18 protein-coding genes are annotated in these 17,928 nt (G+C 62.1%); 10 read left to right on the top strand and 8 right to left on the bottom strand.

The annotated features are described in order from the left end of the window. Positions 1-282: 282 nt before the first annotated feature. Complete coding sequence (locus tag ACQ4WP_RS28175) at positions 283-1,059, bottom strand: enoyl-CoA hydratase (RefSeq protein ID WP_436526464.1); 777 nt, start codon at positions 1,057-1,059, stop codon at positions 283-285. 79 nt (positions 1,060-1,138) lie between these two features. On the opposite strand from ACQ4WP_RS28175, the gene ACQ4WP_RS28170 reads away from it, so the two are divergent. Next, entirely contained in the window at positions 1,139-2,440 is a 1,302-nt protein-coding gene (locus tag ACQ4WP_RS28170) for an MFS transporter (RefSeq protein WP_436526462.1), read from the top strand. 137 nt (positions 2,441-2,577) lie between these two features. Further along, the gene (locus ACQ4WP_RS28165; protein ID WP_436526460.1) at positions 2,578-3,015 is read left to right on the top strand and encodes a universal stress protein; all 438 of its coding nucleotides are present in this window, start codon (positions 2,578-2,580) and stop codon (positions 3,013-3,015) included. 40 nt (positions 3,016-3,055) lie between these two features. On the opposite strand, the gene mltA is transcribed toward ACQ4WP_RS28165, so the two are convergent. Then, a complete protein-coding gene (gene mltA / locus ACQ4WP_RS28160) occupies positions 3,056-4,324 on the bottom strand; it encodes a murein transglycosylase A (RefSeq protein ID WP_495542767.1) in 1,269 nt (422 codons plus the stop codon). 10 nt (positions 4,325-4,334) lie between these two features. Here mltA and ACQ4WP_RS28155 point away from each other — a divergent pair, with 10 nt between their 5' ends. Beyond that, entirely contained in the window at positions 4,335-4,481 is a 147-nt protein-coding gene (locus ACQ4WP_RS28155; protein WP_170909598.1) for a hypothetical protein, read from the top strand. Positions 4,482-4,505: 24 nt separating this feature from the next. Here the strand turns inward: ACQ4WP_RS28155 and apaG are convergent, their stop codons facing one another. After that, positions 4,506-4,880, bottom strand: a complete 375-nt coding sequence (apaG, locus tag ACQ4WP_RS28150; RefSeq protein ID WP_034753698.1) for a Co2+/Mg2+ efflux facilitator ApaG/CorD — start codon at positions 4,878-4,880, stop codon at positions 4,506-4,508. A gap of 159 nt (positions 4,881-5,039) precedes the next feature. On the opposite strand from apaG, the gene rpe reads away from it, so the two are divergent. The 7 genes from rpe (at position 5,040) to ACQ4WP_RS28115 (ending at position 11,168) form a co-directional block, all read left to right on the top strand. Further along, positions 5,040-5,714 (top strand): ribulose-phosphate 3-epimerase, encoded by a 675-nt coding sequence (gene rpe, locus ACQ4WP_RS28145; protein WP_436504469.1) that lies wholly within the window; start codon positions 5,040-5,042, stop codon positions 5,712-5,714. Then, positions 5,714-6,430: a phosphoglycolate phosphatase gene (locus tag ACQ4WP_RS28140; protein WP_436526456.1), complete on the top strand. Its 717-nt coding sequence runs from the start codon at positions 5,714-5,716 to the stop codon at positions 6,428-6,430. The genes rpe and ACQ4WP_RS28140 overlap by 1 nt, the downstream gene beginning before the upstream one ends. Positions 6,431-6,668: 238 nt before the next feature. Further along, positions 6,669-8,165 (top strand): anthranilate synthase component I, encoded by a 1,497-nt coding sequence (gene trpE, locus ACQ4WP_RS28135; protein WP_436526454.1) that lies wholly within the window; start codon positions 6,669-6,671, stop codon positions 8,163-8,165. A 1-nt stretch (position 8,166) separates the two neighbouring features. Further along, the gene (locus ACQ4WP_RS28130) at positions 8,167-8,730 is read left to right on the top strand and encodes an aminodeoxychorismate/anthranilate synthase component II (RefSeq protein WP_436526452.1); all 564 of its coding nucleotides are present in this window, start codon (positions 8,167-8,169) and stop codon (positions 8,728-8,730) included. A 65-nt stretch (positions 8,731-8,795) separates the two neighbouring features. Beyond that, a complete protein-coding gene (trpD, locus tag ACQ4WP_RS28125; RefSeq protein WP_436526450.1) occupies positions 8,796-9,839 on the top strand; it encodes an anthranilate phosphoribosyltransferase in 1,044 nt (347 codons plus the stop codon). 34 nt (positions 9,840-9,873) lie between these two features. Next, positions 9,874-10,674 (top strand): indole-3-glycerol phosphate synthase TrpC, encoded by an 801-nt coding sequence (gene trpC, locus ACQ4WP_RS28120; RefSeq protein ID WP_436526448.1) that lies wholly within the window; start codon positions 9,874-9,876, stop codon positions 10,672-10,674. 20 nt (positions 10,675-10,694) lie between these two features. After that, on the top strand, positions 10,695-11,168 hold the full coding sequence (locus tag ACQ4WP_RS28115; RefSeq protein ID WP_436526446.1) for a hypothetical protein: 474 nt from the start codon (positions 10,695-10,697) through the stop codon (positions 11,166-11,168). On the opposite strand, the gene ACQ4WP_RS28110 is transcribed toward ACQ4WP_RS28115, so the two are convergent. The 5 genes from ACQ4WP_RS28110 to ACQ4WP_RS28090 form a co-directional block, all read right to left on the bottom strand. Continuing rightward, positions 11,119-12,294 carry a GGDEF domain-containing protein gene (locus ACQ4WP_RS28110; RefSeq protein ID WP_436526444.1) on the bottom strand — a complete coding sequence of 392 codons (1,176 nt, stop codon included), beginning with the start codon at positions 12,292-12,294 and terminating at the stop codon, positions 11,119-11,121. The genes ACQ4WP_RS28115 and ACQ4WP_RS28110 overlap by 50 nt on opposite strands. Before the next feature lie 225 nt (positions 12,295-12,519). Continuing rightward, a complete protein-coding gene (locus ACQ4WP_RS28105) occupies positions 12,520-14,367 on the bottom strand; it encodes a M61 family metallopeptidase (RefSeq protein ID WP_436526442.1) in 1,848 nt (615 codons plus the stop codon). A gap of 48 nt (positions 14,368-14,415) precedes the next feature. Next, complete coding sequence (locus ACQ4WP_RS28100) at positions 14,416-14,994, bottom strand: nucleotidyltransferase family protein (protein ID WP_436526440.1); 579 nt, start codon at positions 14,992-14,994, stop codon at positions 14,416-14,418. Between the two features lie 13 nt (positions 14,995-15,007). Next, positions 15,008-17,272 (bottom strand): xanthine dehydrogenase family protein molybdopterin-binding subunit, encoded by a 2,265-nt coding sequence (locus tag ACQ4WP_RS28095; RefSeq protein WP_436526438.1) that lies wholly within the window; start codon positions 17,270-17,272, stop codon positions 15,008-15,010. Positions 17,273-17,282: 10 nt separating this feature from the next. Continuing rightward, positions 17,283-17,741, bottom strand: coding sequence for a (2Fe-2S)-binding protein (locus ACQ4WP_RS28090; RefSeq protein WP_034753534.1), 459 nt, complete (start codon positions 17,739-17,741; stop codon positions 17,283-17,285). Positions 17,742-17,928 lie beyond the last annotated feature (187 nt).

Genomic DNA, 17,928 nt, shown 5'->3' with positions numbered 1-17,928 from the left:
ATTATTTCTTGTGAACATTTGATATTTTAAGTTAGACGCCAATCCGAAGATTGACGCTGCACTTACATCAAATGCCCACACTTATCGACTGTTAATTGTTAAAGAACTGTATTCGGTGCTACTTTCGCGCTATCGACAAAGCGTTGTGTTTGTCAGCTGCGAAGAAGGAAGAGTATGAAGCATTTCAGCACAATCGTCAACCTTCTTTTTTACTACCCAGCCCCGGAAGACTGTCCCTTTTGTGCCGCAAACTAGTGCGTCTCATCGGGGAGGCGAATCATATCAAAGACCGTCGAAGTTTGGCAAGCGCTTTTCCAAGAAAGCGTGCATGCCTTCTTTTTGTGCAGGCGTACCGAAGGCGGCCTGGAACAAACGGCGCTCGTAAGCGACGCCATCGGTCAAGGTCGTTTCGAAGGCGCGGTTGACGCAATCCTTGATCATCATGGCAACCGAGGTCGGCATGGCGGCGATGGTCTTCGCGGCAGTCAGCGTTTCTTCCAGAAGTTTATCGGCTGGCACCACGCGCGACACCAGGCCGATGCGTTCCGCCTCGGCAGCGTCGATGGTGCGCGCCGTCAGCAGCAAATCCATGGCCTTGGCTTTGCCAATGGCGCGCGGCAGGCGCTGCGTACCGCCCGCGCCTGGCGTGACGCCAACCTTGATTTCCGGCTGGCCGAATTTGGCGCTGTCGGCGGCGATCAGGAAATCGCACATCATGGCCAGTTCGCAGCCGCCACCGAGCGCGTAGCCAGCCACCGCGCCCACCACCGGTTTGCGTACGCGCAAGATATGCTCCCAGTTGCGACTGATATAACCCTGGGTAAAGGTATCGGGATAAGTGTAATCAGCCATGGCGGCGATATCGGCGCCGGCGGCAAACGCTTTTTCGCTGCCCGTGAGCACGATACAGCCGATATTGTCATCCGCGTCGAACTTCAGCAGGGCGTCGCCCAGCTCATTCATCATGTTGTCGTTCAAGGCATTCAAGGCCTTCGGGCGATTCAGGCGGATGATCGCCACTTTGTCCTGGATATCGATGATCAAGTCTTCGTATTGCATATGGTCTCCTCTGGATGAACACGGTATCGACGATTGTAGCGGCTAACGGCAGCGGCGCGACAGGTGCGCTGCTATTATTGTGAGCCCGATCACCTTTATCGAGCAGCGTATTTTCTCCTCCTTCTGTCAGTACTGCACCCACTACCTGCGCGGCGACGGCAGCGCCGCCAGCGTCAATTTCCGCCGCCTGTGGTTCAGCAATGGCCTCAATTGCTTCGGCGCCCAGATCACCTCGCTGGCCCTGCCCCTGTGCGCGGTACTCTTGCTGCATGCCACGCCGGAACAGATGGGGGTGCTCGTCGCCCTGCAAGCGCTGCCGTTCGCCCTCTTCGGCTTGCCCGTCGGCGTTTTGCTGGACAGGCGCAGCAAGCACCCGATCATGCTGTTCAGCGAAAGCATGTCCGGCCTGGCCCTGGCCAGCGTGGCCGTCGCCTACTGGTGCGGCGTGCTGTCGATGCCGTGGTTATATATAGTGGGATTCATCATCGGCACGGGCTTTGTCGTGGGCGGCGGCGCCGAACAGGTTTTCCTGACCTTCCTCGTGGGGCGCGACGGCTTGATCGATGCGCAATCAAAATTTGCCGCTACCGAATCGGCTTCGCGCCTGATCGGCCCCGGCCTGGCCGGCGTGCTGGTGCAAGCCTTGTCGGCGCCCGTCGCCATCCTGTGCACGGCTTGCGGCTATCTGATTTCCGTCTTCAATTTGCGCGCCATGAGCGTACGCGATCCGCGTCCCGCACCATCCGACAAGCACGCCTTGCGCGACATCGCCGACGGCTTGCTGTTTGTCTGGCGTGAACCGCTGCTGCGCGCGCTGGCCTGGGGCGCCGGCATCTGGCACTTCCTGTTTTACGCCAGCATGGCCTTGACGGTGCTGTTCGCCACGCGCGACCTGGGCATGAGCCCTGGCGTGCTGGGCATGACGCAGATGCTGGGCGGCGCCGGCGTGCTGCTCAGCGCCTTCATCGTCAAGCCATTGACGAAGCGCTACGGCGCCGGCCGCACCATCCTGATCGGACTGGCGTCCACCTCGGTGTGCTTTGCCATGACGCCCACCATCCCCGCCGCGCTATTCGGCAGCGCGGCAGCCAGCGCCGTGGCTTATGCCGTGCTGATGTTCTTTTTCGATTGCGGCGTGATGCTGTTTTTTATTCCCTACCTGGGCCTGCGCCAGAAAGTCACGCCCGACCCCATGCTGGGCCGCATGACATCGACCATGCGCTTCCTGACGGTGGCGACGGCGCCGCTGGGCGCCCTGGCCGCCGGCTGGATAGCGGAACACTTTGGCGTGCGCAACGGCCTGGCCTGCATCGCGGCAGGCAGTATCTTGTTGACCGTCGCCATGGTGTGGGGCACGCCGCTGCGTAGCGTGCGCACCTGAAGCAATGAACGGGCATACACTGCTGAAAGATTGCCTTGGCGACACTATTCATGCCAAAGCTTGCGAGGTTTGATTTACATCAAGGTTTTAGTTGATGTAAATCCATAAGCTGTCTTACATCACTTGAGGAGCACGCTATGTTTAACACCATCTTATTTCCCACCGACGGCTCGCCGTTGTCCGACAAAGCCGCGGAGACCGCCCTCGCCTTCGCCCAATTGAACAAAGCCAAGCTGGTCGCCATCAGCGTGGTGCAGCCCTTCCCGTTCTCGCCGATGGCCGATGGTGGCATCGTGCTCGACGCCGGTTTGTACGAGCAACAAATGCAGGAAGCATCGCAACGCGCTGTCGACAAGATCGGCGAAGCGGCGCGCGCCGTCGGCGTGCCCTTCGAAGGCGTGGTCGCCGTCTCGCCCAGCCCGCACGACGAAATCGTCAATGCGGCGCAAACCTACCATTGCGACATCATCCTGATGGCTTCGCATGGCCGCAAGGGCTTGAACAAGCTGTTCGTGGGCAGCGAAACGCAAAAAGTGCTGGCGCATACCCATTTACCTGTCATGGTCTTGCGCTAACCTTACGCTAGCGCAATCCCCGCCCGGCGCCGCGAGACATTCAGCGCGCCGGCGCCTGCTTCGGCAGCAACACCCACACGGCACCGCTCTGCTTCATGCGGCCCGCATTCTCGGCCGCTTCCGCGCCAAAGCCAAAGAAGTAATCGACACGGATGGGCCCGCGAATGGCGCCGCCCGTATCCTGCGCCATCACCAGGCGCTGCATGGGAATTTCGCTATTGGCTTGCGTGGTAGACAGAAATACGGGCGCACCCAGCGGCAGGAAGCGCGAATCGATGGCCACCGAGCGCTGCGGCGTCAGCGGCACGCCCAGCGCACCCTTCGGTCCCACTTTCGGGTCGGGCAAGCGCTCTTCCTTGAAGAAGACATAGCTGGGATTGGCGTTGAACAATTCATCCTTGCGCGTGGGATGGCCGGCGATCCACGCCTTGATGCCCTGCGCGGACGCCTGACTCAGGGTCAGCTCGCCCTTGTCGACCAGGTAGCGGCCGATCGATTTGTATGGATGGCCGTTTTGATCCGCGTATGCCACGCGCACGGTTTCCTGCGTATCGGTCAGCTGCACGCGCCCGGAACCCTGCACTTGCAGGAAGAAGGCCTCGACTTCGTCACCCACCCACAGCAATTCCTTGCCCGTGACGGCCGTGGCACGCTCGATGTCGGCGCGGGTCGCATACGGGATCACCTTCTTGCCCACCAGCCTGCCCCGCAAACGCATGTTTTTCAGTTCCGGATACACGCCAGCCAGATCAACGGACACGAGATCGTCAGGCACCTTGTACAGCGGCGTCTGGTATGGACCACCACGCTTGCGCGCGCCGTGCAGCAGTGGCTCATAGTAGCCGGTGACGAGGCCCGTGTGATCGCCATCGGCAGTGATGACTTGATTGGGCACAAAGAAAGTCTCGAAGAACAGGCGGATGGCCTTGTCGCTGTCGGCATTCACCTGGCGCGCAATCGTGCACGACTCCTTCCAGTCCGGCCGCTTGACCAGCACGCCGCATGAAGCCATGAACGCTGGCCAGGCGGCGCGCATGTCATCGCGGGCCCAGCCAGGCAAGGCGGCAAACTTGGCGGGCACGAAGGTGGGGGCAGCCGCATCCGTGACATCCCTGGCGTCGGCCGGCTTGGCCGGCACCGGCTTGACGACGGTCGGAGCGATGGCCGGCGCCTTACCAGTCGCGGTGACCGGCTCTGCCGGCGGCGTGGTACAGGCGGAAAGCGCAAGCGCGACGGCGCCGACTGAAACGGGTAGACTACCGCGTGTCAACAGACGGCGGGTAAATACTAAGCTGCGGGTAAATAACATAGGAGTGCGTATGTGGATCTTGATGATAGAGGCGCTGGTGGCGTTCTTCTTGCTGGCATTTATAGTCTGGTGGACCATGTATTCGGGTAAAAAACCCGCGCCACCCGCGCGCAAGCAGCTCAGCGAAGAACAGGACAGCACCGAAAAACTGAAATAAGGGGCGCACGCCCCCGGCCTCTCGTTAATGCAGGGTACGCGGCACCGACAGCACGAACTCGGGAATCGGCGCTTCGAACTGATGGCCATCTTCGGCCACGCAAAAGTATTCGCCGTGCATCGAGCCTTGCGGCGTGCCCAGCATCGTCCCGCTCGTGTATTCGAACTGTTCGCCAGGCTGCAGCAGCGGCTGGTGGCCGACGGCGCCCAGGCCGCGCACCTCTTCCACCTTGTTGTTCGCATCCGTGATGACCCAGTGGCGCGAAATCAGTTGCGCGCCAGCCGTGCCCGTGTTGACGACGCGGATCGTGTAACTGAACACGTGCCGCCCCTGGTCCGGTGCCGATTGCTCGGGCAGATATTGCGTCTTAACCGTTACCGTAAATTCATAAGTCGCCATCGTCATTCCTATTCAGACATTGCCAGTCATATATTGTGTGTCGCGCGCGCCGCATTGGCCACCGCGCGCCGTGTATTCTGCGTTCCAGTAAGGCATGGTAACGGCGTCAAGCGTAAAATAGCGCATCTTCGCATTTTCTACTCTTAGCCCTTAGCCACCATGACAACATTCCGTATCGCTCCCAGCATCCTGTCCGCCGACTTTGCCCGCCTGGGCGAGGAAGTGCGCAACGTCGTTACCGCCGGCGCCGACATCATCCACTTCGACGTGATGGATAACCATTATGTGCCGAACCTGACCATCGGCCCGCTGGTGTGCGAAGCGATTCGCCCGCACGTGCAAGTACCCATCGATGTGCATCTGATGGTCAAGCCTGTTGATCGCATTATCCCGGATTTCGCCAAGGCTGGCGCGAACATCATCACCTTTCACCCGGAAGCGTCGGATCACGTTGACCGTTCCTTGCAACTGATCCGCGACAATGGCTGCAAATCGGGCCTGGTGTTCAATCCGGGCACGCCGCTGCACTACCTGGAACACGTGATGGACAAGATCGACATCATCTTGATCATGTCGGTCAACCCGGGCTTCGGCGGCCAGTCCTTCATTCCGCAGGCGCTGAAAAAAATCGCCGAAGCGCGCCGCATGATCGACGAATCGGGCCGTGACATCATGCTGGAAGTCGATGGCGGCATCAAGATCGACAACATCGCCGCTGCAGCTGCCGCCGGCGCCGACACCTTCGTCGCCGGCTCGGCCATCTTCGGCAAGCCGGACTACAAGGCCGTCATCGACGCCATGCGTGCCGAATTGGCCAAAACAGTGGGCGCCTGATGCAAGCGGGCACGGTGAAAGACCACGTACTGGCCGGCGTGCGCGCCGCCATCATCGACCTCGATGGCACGATGCTCGACACCGTGCCCGATTTTCATGTCGCCATCAATGGCATGCGCGCCGAACTGGATCTGGCGCCCATCAGCGCCGACGCCATCAAGCTGATGGTGGGCAAGGGCTCGGAAAACCTGATCCGCACCGTGCTGGCACTCGACTTCGATGCCGCCGGCGTGGAACAGCGTTTTGACACGGCGATGGAGGCCTACCAGCGTCACTACCTGGCCATCAATGGCCAGTTCAGCACCCAGTATCCGGACGTGGAAGCGGGGCTGGCGGCAATGAAGGCGGCGGGCTTGCGCCTGGCCTGCGTCACCAACAAGCCGATCGCCTTCGCCCTGCCTCTGCTGAAGCAGAAAAACCTGGCACAGTATTTCGAGATCGTCTACGGCGGCGATTCGCTGCCGAAGAAAAAACCCCACCCCATGCCTCTGCTGCAAGTGTGTGCGGACTTCGACCTGGCGCCATCCAAAGTGGTGGCCATTGGCGACTCTTCGAATGACGCGCAAGCGGCACGGGCTGCGGCTTGCCCCGTCTTGACCGTACCGTATGGTTACAACCACGGACACTCTATACACGACACCGATTCCGATGGTATAGTAAATACGCTGCTCGAAGCGGCCGATTTTATTAGCATGCACAACAGACCAGCATACTGACCATACCCAACACCATATCGTGAACACGTTTCTCATCAAAAAACACAATGTCACCCAAACCGGCTCGATTGAGGCCTGGCTTTGGCGACGCTGGCAATCCTGGCAGGCCTAAGGGCCGAGCCGTGTAAGATTGCTGTCGGCTGCGCGCGCGCACCGGCAGGTTTTTTGATAACTCACCGCAGGGTTTGTGCTTTGTAAGCACGACGCACACGCGTACTCTGGCGGCATGGAGAGACACATGACCGAACTCGAATTCAAATCGCTGGCCCAGCAAGGCTACAACCGCATCCCCCTCATCGCGGAGGCTTTTGCCGACCTGGAAACCCCGCTCACACTGTACCTGAAACTGGCGCAGACCCAACAAGGCGGCAAGAACACTTTCTTGCTCGAATCCGTCGTCGGCGGCGAACGCTTCGGCCGCTATTCATTCATCGGCTTGCCCGCCAACACCGTCTTGCGCAGCCATGGCAACCGCACCGAGATCGTCAGGAACGGTGCCGTGATCGAAGAGCACGAAGGCAACCCGCTCGACTTCATCGAACAGTACCAGTCGCGCTTCAAGGTGGCCCTGCGCCCCGGCATGCCGCGCTTCTGCGGCGGCCTGGCCGGTTACTTCGGCTACGACACCGTACGCCACATCGAGAAAAAACTGGCTGGTGGCGCACCGAAAGACGATTTGAACCTGCCCGACATCCAGTTGATGGTGACGGAGGAACTGGCCGTCATCGACAACCTGTCCGGCAAGCTGTACCTGATCGTGTATGCTGACACGACGCAGCCCGAGTCGTTTTCGAAAGCGCGCCAGCGCCTGAAGGACTTGCGCATGATGCTGCGCCGTGGCGTCGATGCGCCCGTCACCAGCGCCTCCGTGCGCACGGAAACCATCCGCGACTTTTCCAAGGAAGACTATCTGAAGGCGGTCGCCAAGGCGCACGAGTACGTGATGGCGGGCGACCTGATGCAGGTGCAGATCGGCCAGCGTATCCGCAAACCGTATGTTGACTCGCCGCTGACCCTGTACCGCGCCCTGCGTTCGCTGAACCCGTCGCCCTACATGTACTTCTATAACTTTGGCGACATGCAGATCATCGGCGCCTCGCCCGAGATTTTGGTGCGTAACGAGACGAGGGCGGACGGCGGCAAGAAAGTCACCTTGCGTCCCATCGCCGGCACCCGTCCGCGCGGCGCCACCCCGGAACGCGACGCCGAGCTGTCGGCCGAACTGCTGGCCGATCCGAAAGAGATCGCCGAACACGTGATGCTGATCGACCTGGCGCGCAACGACATCGGCCGCATCGCCGAAACGGGCAGCGTGCAAGTCACCGACCGCATGGTCATCGAAAAATACTCGCACGTGCAGCACATCGTCTCGAACGTGGAAGGCACACTGAAAGACGGCCTGTCGAACCTGGACGTGCTGCGCGCCACCTTCCCCGCCGGCACCCTGACGGGCGCGCCGAAAGTGCGCGCCATGGAAGTGATCGACGAACTCGAAATCACCAAGCGCGGCATCTACGGCGGCGCCTGCGGCTACCTGTCGTTTGGCGGCGAAATGGATGTGGCGATCGCCATCCGCACGGGCGTGATCAAGGACGGCATGCTGTACGTGCAGGCTGCGGCCGGCATCGTGGCCGACTCGATCCCCGAAATGGAATGGCAGGAAACCGAAAACAAGGCGCGCGCCGTACTGCGCGCTGCCGAACAAGTGCAAGATGGCCTGGATGGGGAGTTTTAAGATGCTGCTGATGATCGACAACTATGACTCCTTCACCTACAACATCGTGCAGTATTTCGGCGAACTGGGTGAAGACGTGCGGGTCTACCGCAACGATGAAATCACGATCGCACAGATCGAAGCGCTGAACCCGGACCGCATCTGCATCTCACCCGGCCCGAAAGCCCCAAAACAGGCAGGCATTTCGGTGGACGTGCTGAAGCACTTCGCCGGCAAGAAACCGATACTGGGCGTGTGCCTGGGCCACCAGGCCATCGGCGAGGCATTTGGCGGCAAGGTCATCCGCGCCAAGCAGGTCATGCATGGCAAGACTTCCCTCATCGCGCATACGGGCGTGGGCGTCTTCAAGGACATTCCCAGCCCCTTCACAGTGATCCGCTACCACTCTTTGGCGATCGAACGCGCCTCGCTGCCTTCCTGCCTGGAAGTGACGGCGTGGACGGACGACGGCGAAATCATGGGCGTGCGCCACCGGGAATACGATATCGAGGGCGTGCAGTTCCACCCCGAATCGATCCTCTCGGAGCACGGCCACGCCCTGCTGAAGAATTTCCTCGAGCGCTGATTCCATGCGCACGCCACGGCGTGCCATCAGTGTCCTCCTGCGCCATCATTGAAGAAGGAAGCATCATGCCGATCACCCCACAAGAAGCCCTGCTGCGCTGCATCGAACACCGCGAAATCTTTCACGACGAAATGCTGTACCTGTTCCGCCAGATCATGTCCGGCGAAATGTCGCCCACCATGATCGCGGCGCTGACCATGGGCTTGCGCGTAAAAAAGGAAACCATCGGCGAAATCGCCGCCGCCGCGCAAGTGATGCGCGAGTTTTCCACCAAGGTGCCCATGGCCGACACCACCAACCTGCTCGACATCGTCGGCACTGGCGGCGACGGCGCGCACACTTTTAATATCTCCACCGCCTCGATGTTCGTGGCGGCGGCAGCCGGCGCACGCGTGGCCAAGCATGGCGGGCGCAGCGTCTCGTCCTCGTCCGGCAGCGCCGACGTGCTCGACTCGCTGGGCGTCAACATCAACCTGCAGCCCGAGCAGATCGCCCAGTCGATCGCGCAAACGGGCATCGGTTTCATGTACGCGCCCAACCACCATGCGGCCATGAAGCATGCGGCGCCTGTGCGCAAGGAGCTGGGCGTGCGCACGATTTTCAATATTCTGGGTCCGCTGACGAATCCGGCCGGCGCGCCGAACATTTTGATGGGCGTGTTCCACGCCGACCTGGTCGGCATCCAGGTGCGCGTGCTGCAGCGCCTGGGCGCGCAGCATGCCATCGTCGTATATGGCCGCGACAATATGGATGAAGTCTCGCTCGGTGCCTCTACCCTCGTCGGCGAACTGGTCAACGGCGAAATCCGCGAATATGAAATCCATCCGGAAGACTTCGGCATGTCGATGATCGCCAGCCGCAACCTGAAGGTGGCCGACTCCATCGAGTCGAAAGCCAAGATGCTGGAAGCGCTGCGCGGCGAGCCCGGTGCGGCCGCCGACATCGTCGCCCTGAACGCGGGCACGGCGCTGTATGCGGCTGGCGTGGCCAGTTCGATCGAAGACGGCCTGGCGCGTGCGCGCACCGCCGTCAGCTCGGGTGCCGCCCTGGCAAAACTGGAACAATTCGTGCAGGTGACGCAGCAACTGGGCGCGCCGGCGCAAGCGTAAGCTCCCCGCCCTCCTTTATAGAATAGCGACCATCATGTCCGACATACTCGATAAAATCCTGGCCGTGAAGGCCGATGAAGTGGCCAAGGCCAAGGCCCACCGCAGCTTGGCCAGCCTGCGCGGCGACGTGGAAAGCGACAACACCCTGCGCGCCGGCCTGCGCGGTTTCGAGGCAAGTCTGCGTCAGCATATCGCTGCCGGCAAGCCCGGCATCATCGCCGAAGTGAAAAAGGCGTCGCCATCGAAAGGCGTGATCCGCCCCGACTTCCGCCCGTTTGATATCGCCGCCAGCTATGCGGCGCATGGTGCGGCTTGCCTGTCCGTGCTGACGGACGAACAGTTCTTCCAGGGCTGCGTGGATTATCTGCAGCAGGCGCGCACCGCCTGCGCCATCCCCGTGCTGCGCAAGGATTTCATGGTCGACATGTACCAGATCTATGAAGCGCGCGCCATGGGCGCCGACTGCATCCTGCTGATCGTCGCCGCGCTCGACCACGGTCTGATGGCCGAAATGGAAGCGTGCGCCCACGAACTGGGCATGGGCGTGCTGATCGAAAGCCACGACGGCGAAGAACTCGACGCGGCACTCAAGCTCAAGAGCGCGCTGATCGGCATCAACAACCGCAACCTGCGCACGTTCGAGACCTCGCTCGACACCACGATTAATCTCTTGCCGCGCATCCCGCAAGACAAATTGATCATCACGGAATCGGGCATCCACAGCACGGCCGATGTGAAACGCATGCGCGATGCGCACATCCACAGCTTCCTGGTGGGCGAGGCGTTCATGCGCGCGCCCGACCCCGGCGTGGAGCTGGAACGCCTGTTCAGCTAAACCATGGTAGGCTGGCAGCCATGAGACACGCGATCACCGTCCTTGCCACTGCTGTCCTGCTGTCGGCTTGCCAGACTGCGCCCCCGCCAGTGGGCCGCGCGCCCTCGCCAGTGGAGCGCACGCCCCCTGGCACGCCGGCCGCGCTACTGCTCGCGGCCAGCATCGACGCCTACAAGGCGCTGGTGGCGCAGCAGATCATGGCGGCCAACGACGCATATACATTCAGCGGGCGCTTGCCGCCCATGCTACCGGCCATCGTCGTGCTCGACCTGAGCGTTGGCCCCGACGGCGAACTGAAAAGCGTGCGCGTGCACCGTTCACGCGACAGCGAAGCATCGGCTGCGGCACTGGCCGCCGTGCGTCGCGTGCATGCGTTCTTTCCGCCGGCAGGACACCTGATGCGCCGCCACGCCCGGACCTTCGATTTCTCCGAAACCTTCCTGTTCAACGACCAGTACCGATTCCAGCTGCGGACCTTGTCCGGTCCACAGTAACCGCAGCGGTATCGAGTTCGATGCGGTCGCGTCCCCGCTCCTTGGCCAGGTACAGGGCCGCATCGGCGCGCGACAGCAATGCATCCAGCCCCTCCACCACCGATGCCTGGAAAGCGACGCCTATGCTGACCGTGCACGAAGGCAGTCCCGCATGACTGGACTCGCGCAGCAAGGCGCGAATGCGTTCGGCCACACCCAACGCATTATGCGCAGGCATGTCCGGCATCAGCACGACGAACTCCTCGCCGCCGAAACGCGCCACGCAATCCGATTCGCGCAAGGCGTCGCCGATTACGGTGGCCACGTGCGCCAGCACCTGGTCACCCACCGCGTGACCGTAGCGGTCATTGATCGATTTGAAGTAATCGAGGTCGATGCTGAGCAGCGTCAGCGGTAAACGATGGCGGCGCAGATTGCCCATCTCGCGCGCATAGGCATCGCCAAAGCCGCGTCGGTTCAGCACCTGCGTCAGCGGATCGTGGGTCGAGCGGCGCTCCAGTATCTGCTGCAGGCGGCGCGTCGCCACCGTCATGAAGCCCACCGTCAGCAGCAGCGCCATGAAATTGGCGACCGCCAGATAGATGCCGGCCGGCGTGCCGGCCACCGTCAGGTTCACGCTGGCGCCACCATGCAGCAAGGCAGACACGCCGCGCGCCAGCACCACGATGGCTTGCGTCAGCATCAGCGCGCCAAAGAAAAAACTCGAGAAATGGCGCTCGCCATGGATCCACACCAACTGCACCTGGCGGGCGTAAAACAGGAATACCAGCAGTGAGAAGAGCGCCACGCGCGCCGAAAAATCAGGACGCACCAGCAGCCACCAGCTATTGCCGGCGATAGCCAGGGCAAGTATCAGCAGATAGGCGCGGCGGCTGGGCGCCAGGCCAAAGAATTTCTCCGTGCCCAGCATCGACAGGCCGATGCCGGCCACCAGCGCCGCATTGGCCGCGATCATGGACAATGCCGGCGGCAGCACCTCACGGGTGCCGAACAACAGCGACGCGCACACCAGCAACAGCAAACCGGCCGCCCAATGTCCCAGGCCATGCACCTCGCGCCGAAAACTCCGATAAACCGAGAACATGACGATGCTCATCGCCCCACACATCAGGGTCGTCATCAGCATGATCGTTCGTGGATCGAGGGTTTGCACGTTGGCGCGATCTAAAAGAAACAATTCGGCAATTTTAGTTTAGTTAAAGAAAAATTAGTTCATTTGCAGTAAATACGATGGCAACCCGCCAGTTCAGCGGATGAGTTACATTGGAGAAATTACTGCTTGAAATAACAAACCGGCCAGTCACGGCCGGTTTTCTATCTTAGCGCATGATCATCAGCATGAGCGTCAGCATCATGCCGCGCTAGGACGCTTCGGCCCCGTGGCTTTCTTTGGCGCCGGCAGCAAGCTCAAGCCGACACCCGGCACGCGGTCGCCCTGCAATACGGTGGCAAACGTCATCAACTCGTCGCGGCGGAAAGCGTGGATGGCCACCTTGGCGCCGACGGCGTAACGGGTCAGCAAGGTATCCAGATTGACCGGATTACCCGTCACGCGCAGGCCATCGATGGCCACCAGTACGTCGCCCGCCGACAGGCCCGCCAAGTGGGCAGCGCCGCCCTGGTGTACCTGCGCCAGCCTGGCATCGTTGCCGTCGCGGCCCAGGTTGACATCCAGGCTGGGCTTTTCTTCCTTGCGTTGGTCGCTGTACTTCACACCGAATGGCGCCAGCAGACGCGCCAGTGGCACGTCGTCCGTGCCGCGGATGTAGCGCTCGAAGAACGGCTTCATGCGCGTGCCGGAAATCTCATCGAACAGGGCTTCGACTTCGGCCGGCGTCACGCCGCGCGCTTTGCCTTCTCCTTTGCCCTTGTAGAAATCGCGGCCATAGCGCTGCCACAGCGCCTGCATCACGTCGTCCAGCGATTGCTCGCCATTCGTCTTGGTGCGCAGCGTCAGGTCGAAGGCCAGCGCGATCAGCGAACCCTTGGTGTAGTAGCTGACGATGGCGTTCGGCGCATTTTCATCCTGGCGGTAGTACTTGCCCCAGGCGTCGAAGCTGGAATCGGCCACGCTTTGCTTGCTGCGACCGCTGCCGCGCAGCACGCTGTTGACGGTCTTGCCCAGCAACTTGAAATAGGCTGCCTCGTCGATCAGGCCGGCGCGCACCAGCATCAGGTCGTCGTAATAGCTGGTGAAACCCTCGAATAGCCACAGCAGCGGCGAATAGCTTTCCGCCTGCAGGTTGTACGGTGCAAAAGCGGCCGGCTTGATGCGCTTGACGTTCCAGGTGTGGAAGTACTCATGGCTGCACAGGCCGAGGAATTTCAGGTAACCGTCGCCGATCTCCGTGCTGCTTGACGCCGTCGTCGGCAAGTCGGCGCGGGCGCAGATCAGCGCCGTCGAGGCACGGTGTTCGAGGCCGCCGTAACCGTCGCCGACGGCCATGGTCATGAACACATAGCGGTCCATCGGCGCTTTTTTGCTCTTCGGCTCGAAGAAGGCGATCTGCGTTTCGCAGATGGCTTTCAGGTCGCGGCACAGACGGTTCAGGTCCAGGTTTGGCACCTTGCCCGTGACAACGATATCGTGCGGCACGCCATGCGCGGTGAAGGTGGCCAGCGCGAAATCGCCCATCTCCACCGGGTGGTCGATCAACTCATCGTAGTTGGCGGCCTGGTAGCTGCCGAAGCCATAGCGCTTTGCCTTGAGTTCCGGCAGGGTGGTGGCCACGCGCCAGGTCTTGCAAGCGGCATCCTTCGGCTGCACGATGTGCACCTCGTGCGCATCGGATTCCTGGCCCAGCACGCGCAGAAACACGCTGGTGCCGTTGAAGAAGCCGTGATTCTGGTCCAGGTGCGCGGCGCGCACGGACAAGTCCCAGGCATACACGTCGTATTCGACCGTCAAGGCGCCCTTGCACGGGGCGGCTTGCCACGAATGCTTGTCCAACTTGGTCAGCGCCACGGCCTTGCCCTCGGACTCGGCGCGGATGCTGACGATATTGCGCGAAAATTCACGGATCATGTAGCTGCCCGGGATCCAGGCCGGCAAGGACAAGACCTGGCCGATGGCGGCCGGCGACTTGACCGTCAAGGTGACCTTGAACATGTGGCCAGCCAGATCAAAGGCGGCGATGCTGTAGATGATGCCGGCGGCGGGCGCCTTGGCGATGATTTTTTTAGTCGGTGCTTTCTTCATGTTTTCCTCGTGTCTGGCTTGTCTTCCCGGGAGCGCCACTGCCCCGCCTTACAAATCGTCAGGTGTATCAATATCGCGCAAGATGCCGCTGTCGTCCACTGTCACTTCGCATACGGCATGGCTGTTGACGATGCTGCGCGCACCCTGGTCGCCATCGAGCGCCAGCAGCAGCGGCAAGTGAAAGGCGCTGAACGCGACCGGATTGCCGCGCCGGCCCTGGAACAAGGGCACGGCGATGCGCGCACCATCGCCGATGGCTTGCGACAAGGCGGCGATTGTAGCCGGTTCCACACTCGGCATGTCGCCCAGGGCGATCAGCCAACCCGGCGCGCCGCGCACATAGTCGATGGCGCAGGTGAGCGAGGCGGCCATGCCCGTGTCGGCATCATGGCAGACGCGCACCTCGCAGCCCAGCGCGCCGAGCACGCGCGCCACCTGCGTGTCGTCGGCGCGCACCACGGCCAGCACGCGCGGCAAGGCCGCCAGCATGGATTTTGCGGCCGCCACCACCACGGGCAAGCCCGCATGCGGGCCTTCCGTCAACGGTTGCAATAATTTATTCTGTACGCCGGAAGGATCGAACCTGCGCCCCCTTCCGGCTGCCAGCAAGATGCCGACCGTACTCAAAAGACCACTGCCGTCATGCGACCGCCAGGTCGAACGGCAACTTGCGCAGGCGCTTGCCCGTCAGGACGAACAGCGCGTTGGCGAATGCGGGCGCCAGCGGCGGCACGCCCGGCTCGCCCATGCCCGTCGGCGCGTCGCCCGATGGCACCAGGTGCACCTCGATCACCGGCATGTCGGGCATGCGGGGCACGGGGTAGTCGCCGAAGTTCTGCTGCTCCACCACGCCATCCTTGAGCGTGATGGCCGCGCCGGGAATGGTCGTGCCCAGCGCCATCAGCGCGGCGCCCTGCACTTGCGCCTCGATCGTCAAGGGGTTGACGGCCAGGTTGCAATGCACGCCCGCCCATACCTGGTGCAGCTTGGGCGCGCCTTCCACCACCGATGCCGTCACCACGTAGGCGACCACGGAATTGAACGATTCATGCATGGCCACGCCCCAGGCCTGCCCTTTCGGCAGCTTTTTCCTGCCATAGCCGGATTTGGCCACGGCCAGGTCCAGCGCGGCGATATGGCGCGTGTGCTTGGCGTCGATCAGCTGTTTGCGGTAGGCGACGGGGTCCATCTTCGCCACGTGCGCCGCCTCGTCGATCAGGGTTTCCATGACAAAGGCCGTGTGGGTCGAGCCAACGGAGCGCCACCACAGAACGGGCACGTTCGCCTTGGCCGTGTGCACGGACAGCTTCATCGGCAGGGTGTACGGCTCGCCCATGCCTTCGACCATGGTGCCGTCGACGCCATTTTTCACCATGAAGGCTTCGAACGGCGTGCCGGCCATGATGGACTGACCCACGATGGTATGGTCCCAGGCGAGTATCTTGCCCTTGGCGTCGAGGCCGATCTGCGCGCGGTGCACGTGCGACGGCCGGTAGTAGCCGCCCTTGATGTCATCCTCGCGGCTCCACATCAGCTTTAATGGACCGCTCTTGCCCGCCGCCCGGTATGCCTTGGCGACATTGACGGCTTCGACCACATAGTCGGAGGACGGCACGGCGCGCCGGCCAAAGCCGCCGCCCGCCATCATCGTATGCAGGGTCACCTGTTCGGGTTTCAGGCCGGACGTGGCCGCAATCGCCGTCTGGTCGCCCGTCTGGAATTGCGATCCCACCCACATCGTGCATTTGTCGGCCTGCAGGTCGACGACGCAATTGAGCGGCTCCATCGGCGCGTGCGCCAGGTAGGGAAATTCGTAGACGGCTTCGATTTTTTTCGGCGCCTTGGACAATGCGGCAACATCGAATGCGCGCGCCACCGTGCCCGGCGTTTTGGCCAGCGCCTTGAAGGCGGCCAGCTGCTTGTCGCTGCTGACCTTTTCCACGGCGCTGCTATCCCATTCGATCGCCAGCGCATCGCGTCCCTGCTTGGCGGGCCAGTAGCCGTCGGCGATGACGGCGACGCCGCTGCCGCCACGGTCGGTTTTCACTTCCAGCACATCCACTACACCCTTGATGGCCTTGGCCTTGCTGGCGTCGAATTTCGCCACCTTTGCGCCAAACACGGGCGGGCGCGCCACCATGGCCACTTTCGCGCCAGGCGGCTTGAAGTCGATGCCAAACTGCTGTTTTCCCGTGGACTTGGCGGCCGCGTCGAGGCGTTTCACGGGTTTGCCGATGATGACAAATTCGCGCGGGTCTTTCAGCTTGACGGTGGTGGGCACGGGTTGACGCATGGCCGCGTCGGCAAATTCGCCATACGTCGCCTTTTGTCCGCCGGGGCCGTACAGCACGCCCTTGGCGGCACGCACCTGGTCGGGATGGACTTTCCACTGCGCGGCGGCGGCGCCTACCAGCATGGCGCGCGCCTTGGCACCGATTTCGCGGTATTGCGTGAACGAATGGGCGATGCTGCCCGAACCGCCCGTCATCTGCATGCCGTAAGCGGCATCCTTGTATTGTTCCCCCGCGGGCGCCAGCGCGCCATGCACCATGCTCCAGTCGGCGTCGAGTTCCTCGGCGATCAGCATGGGCAAGCTCGTTTGCACGCCCTGGCCGAATTCCAGCCGGTTCACCTGCACCGTCACCGTGTTATCAGGAGCGATGTGCAAAAAGGCGTTCGGCGCATACACGGGCTTGGCGGGCGCGGTATCGGCCGCCATGGCCAGCTTGCCTACGCCCGGCAGGAAAAATCCCAGCATCAAGCCACCGCCCGCCACCGCGCCGGCCTTCATGAAACCGCGCCGCGACACGCCATCGGCAAGCGCCGCCGGCGCCGATGCCAGCGCCGCGCCCAGGGTCACTCCGCCATGCTGCAATGCTTCCTGATTCAACCATTCGATACGCATGTCGCTCTCCTCAGGCCAGGGTCTTGGCCGCGTCCTTGATGGCTGCGCGGATCCGTTGATAGGTGCCGCAGCGGCAGATATTGCCGCTCATGGCGCCATCGATGTCGGCATCGCTGGGCGCCTTGTTGGTGCGCAGCAGCGCCGTGGCGCTCATCACCTGGCCGCTTTGACAGTAGCCGCATTGCGGCACGTCGTGGCGCACCCACGCCGCCTGCACCGCCTTGCCCACCTGGTCGTTTTCCATCGCTTCGATGGTGGTGATCTTTTGCGCGCCGACCGAGGAAATCGGCGTGATGCACGAGCGGATAGGCTGGCCGTCGAGGTGCACCGTGCAGGCGCCGCACAGGGCCGCGCCGCAACCGAACTTGGTGCCCGTCATGTTCAGGTTATCGCGCAGCGCCCACAGGATGGGCGTGGAAGGATCGGCGTCGACCTGCGTGTCGCGTCCGTTGATATTCAAGGTAATCATCTGCGGCTTCCCTTTTCTGGATTGTTATGGCATCTACAAACAACACTTGATGATACGACAGCGGAAAAAAGCGATCGGGTAGGAGGCGGGGTTGCCCCCGCCGTCCTCCCACAACACCGGACGTACGGATCACGTATCCGGCGTTTCCTGACTACTGGGTTGCCCCAGCGAGCTTGGTTTCGTGCGT

Source organism: Janthinobacterium lyxosi, from assembly GCF_051380665.1.
Taxonomy (GTDB): Bacteria; Pseudomonadota; Gammaproteobacteria; order Burkholderiales; family Burkholderiaceae_D; genus Janthinobacterium.
Note: the sequence above shows the minus strand (reverse complement) of the source record. Positions and strands in the feature narration are given on the sequence as shown.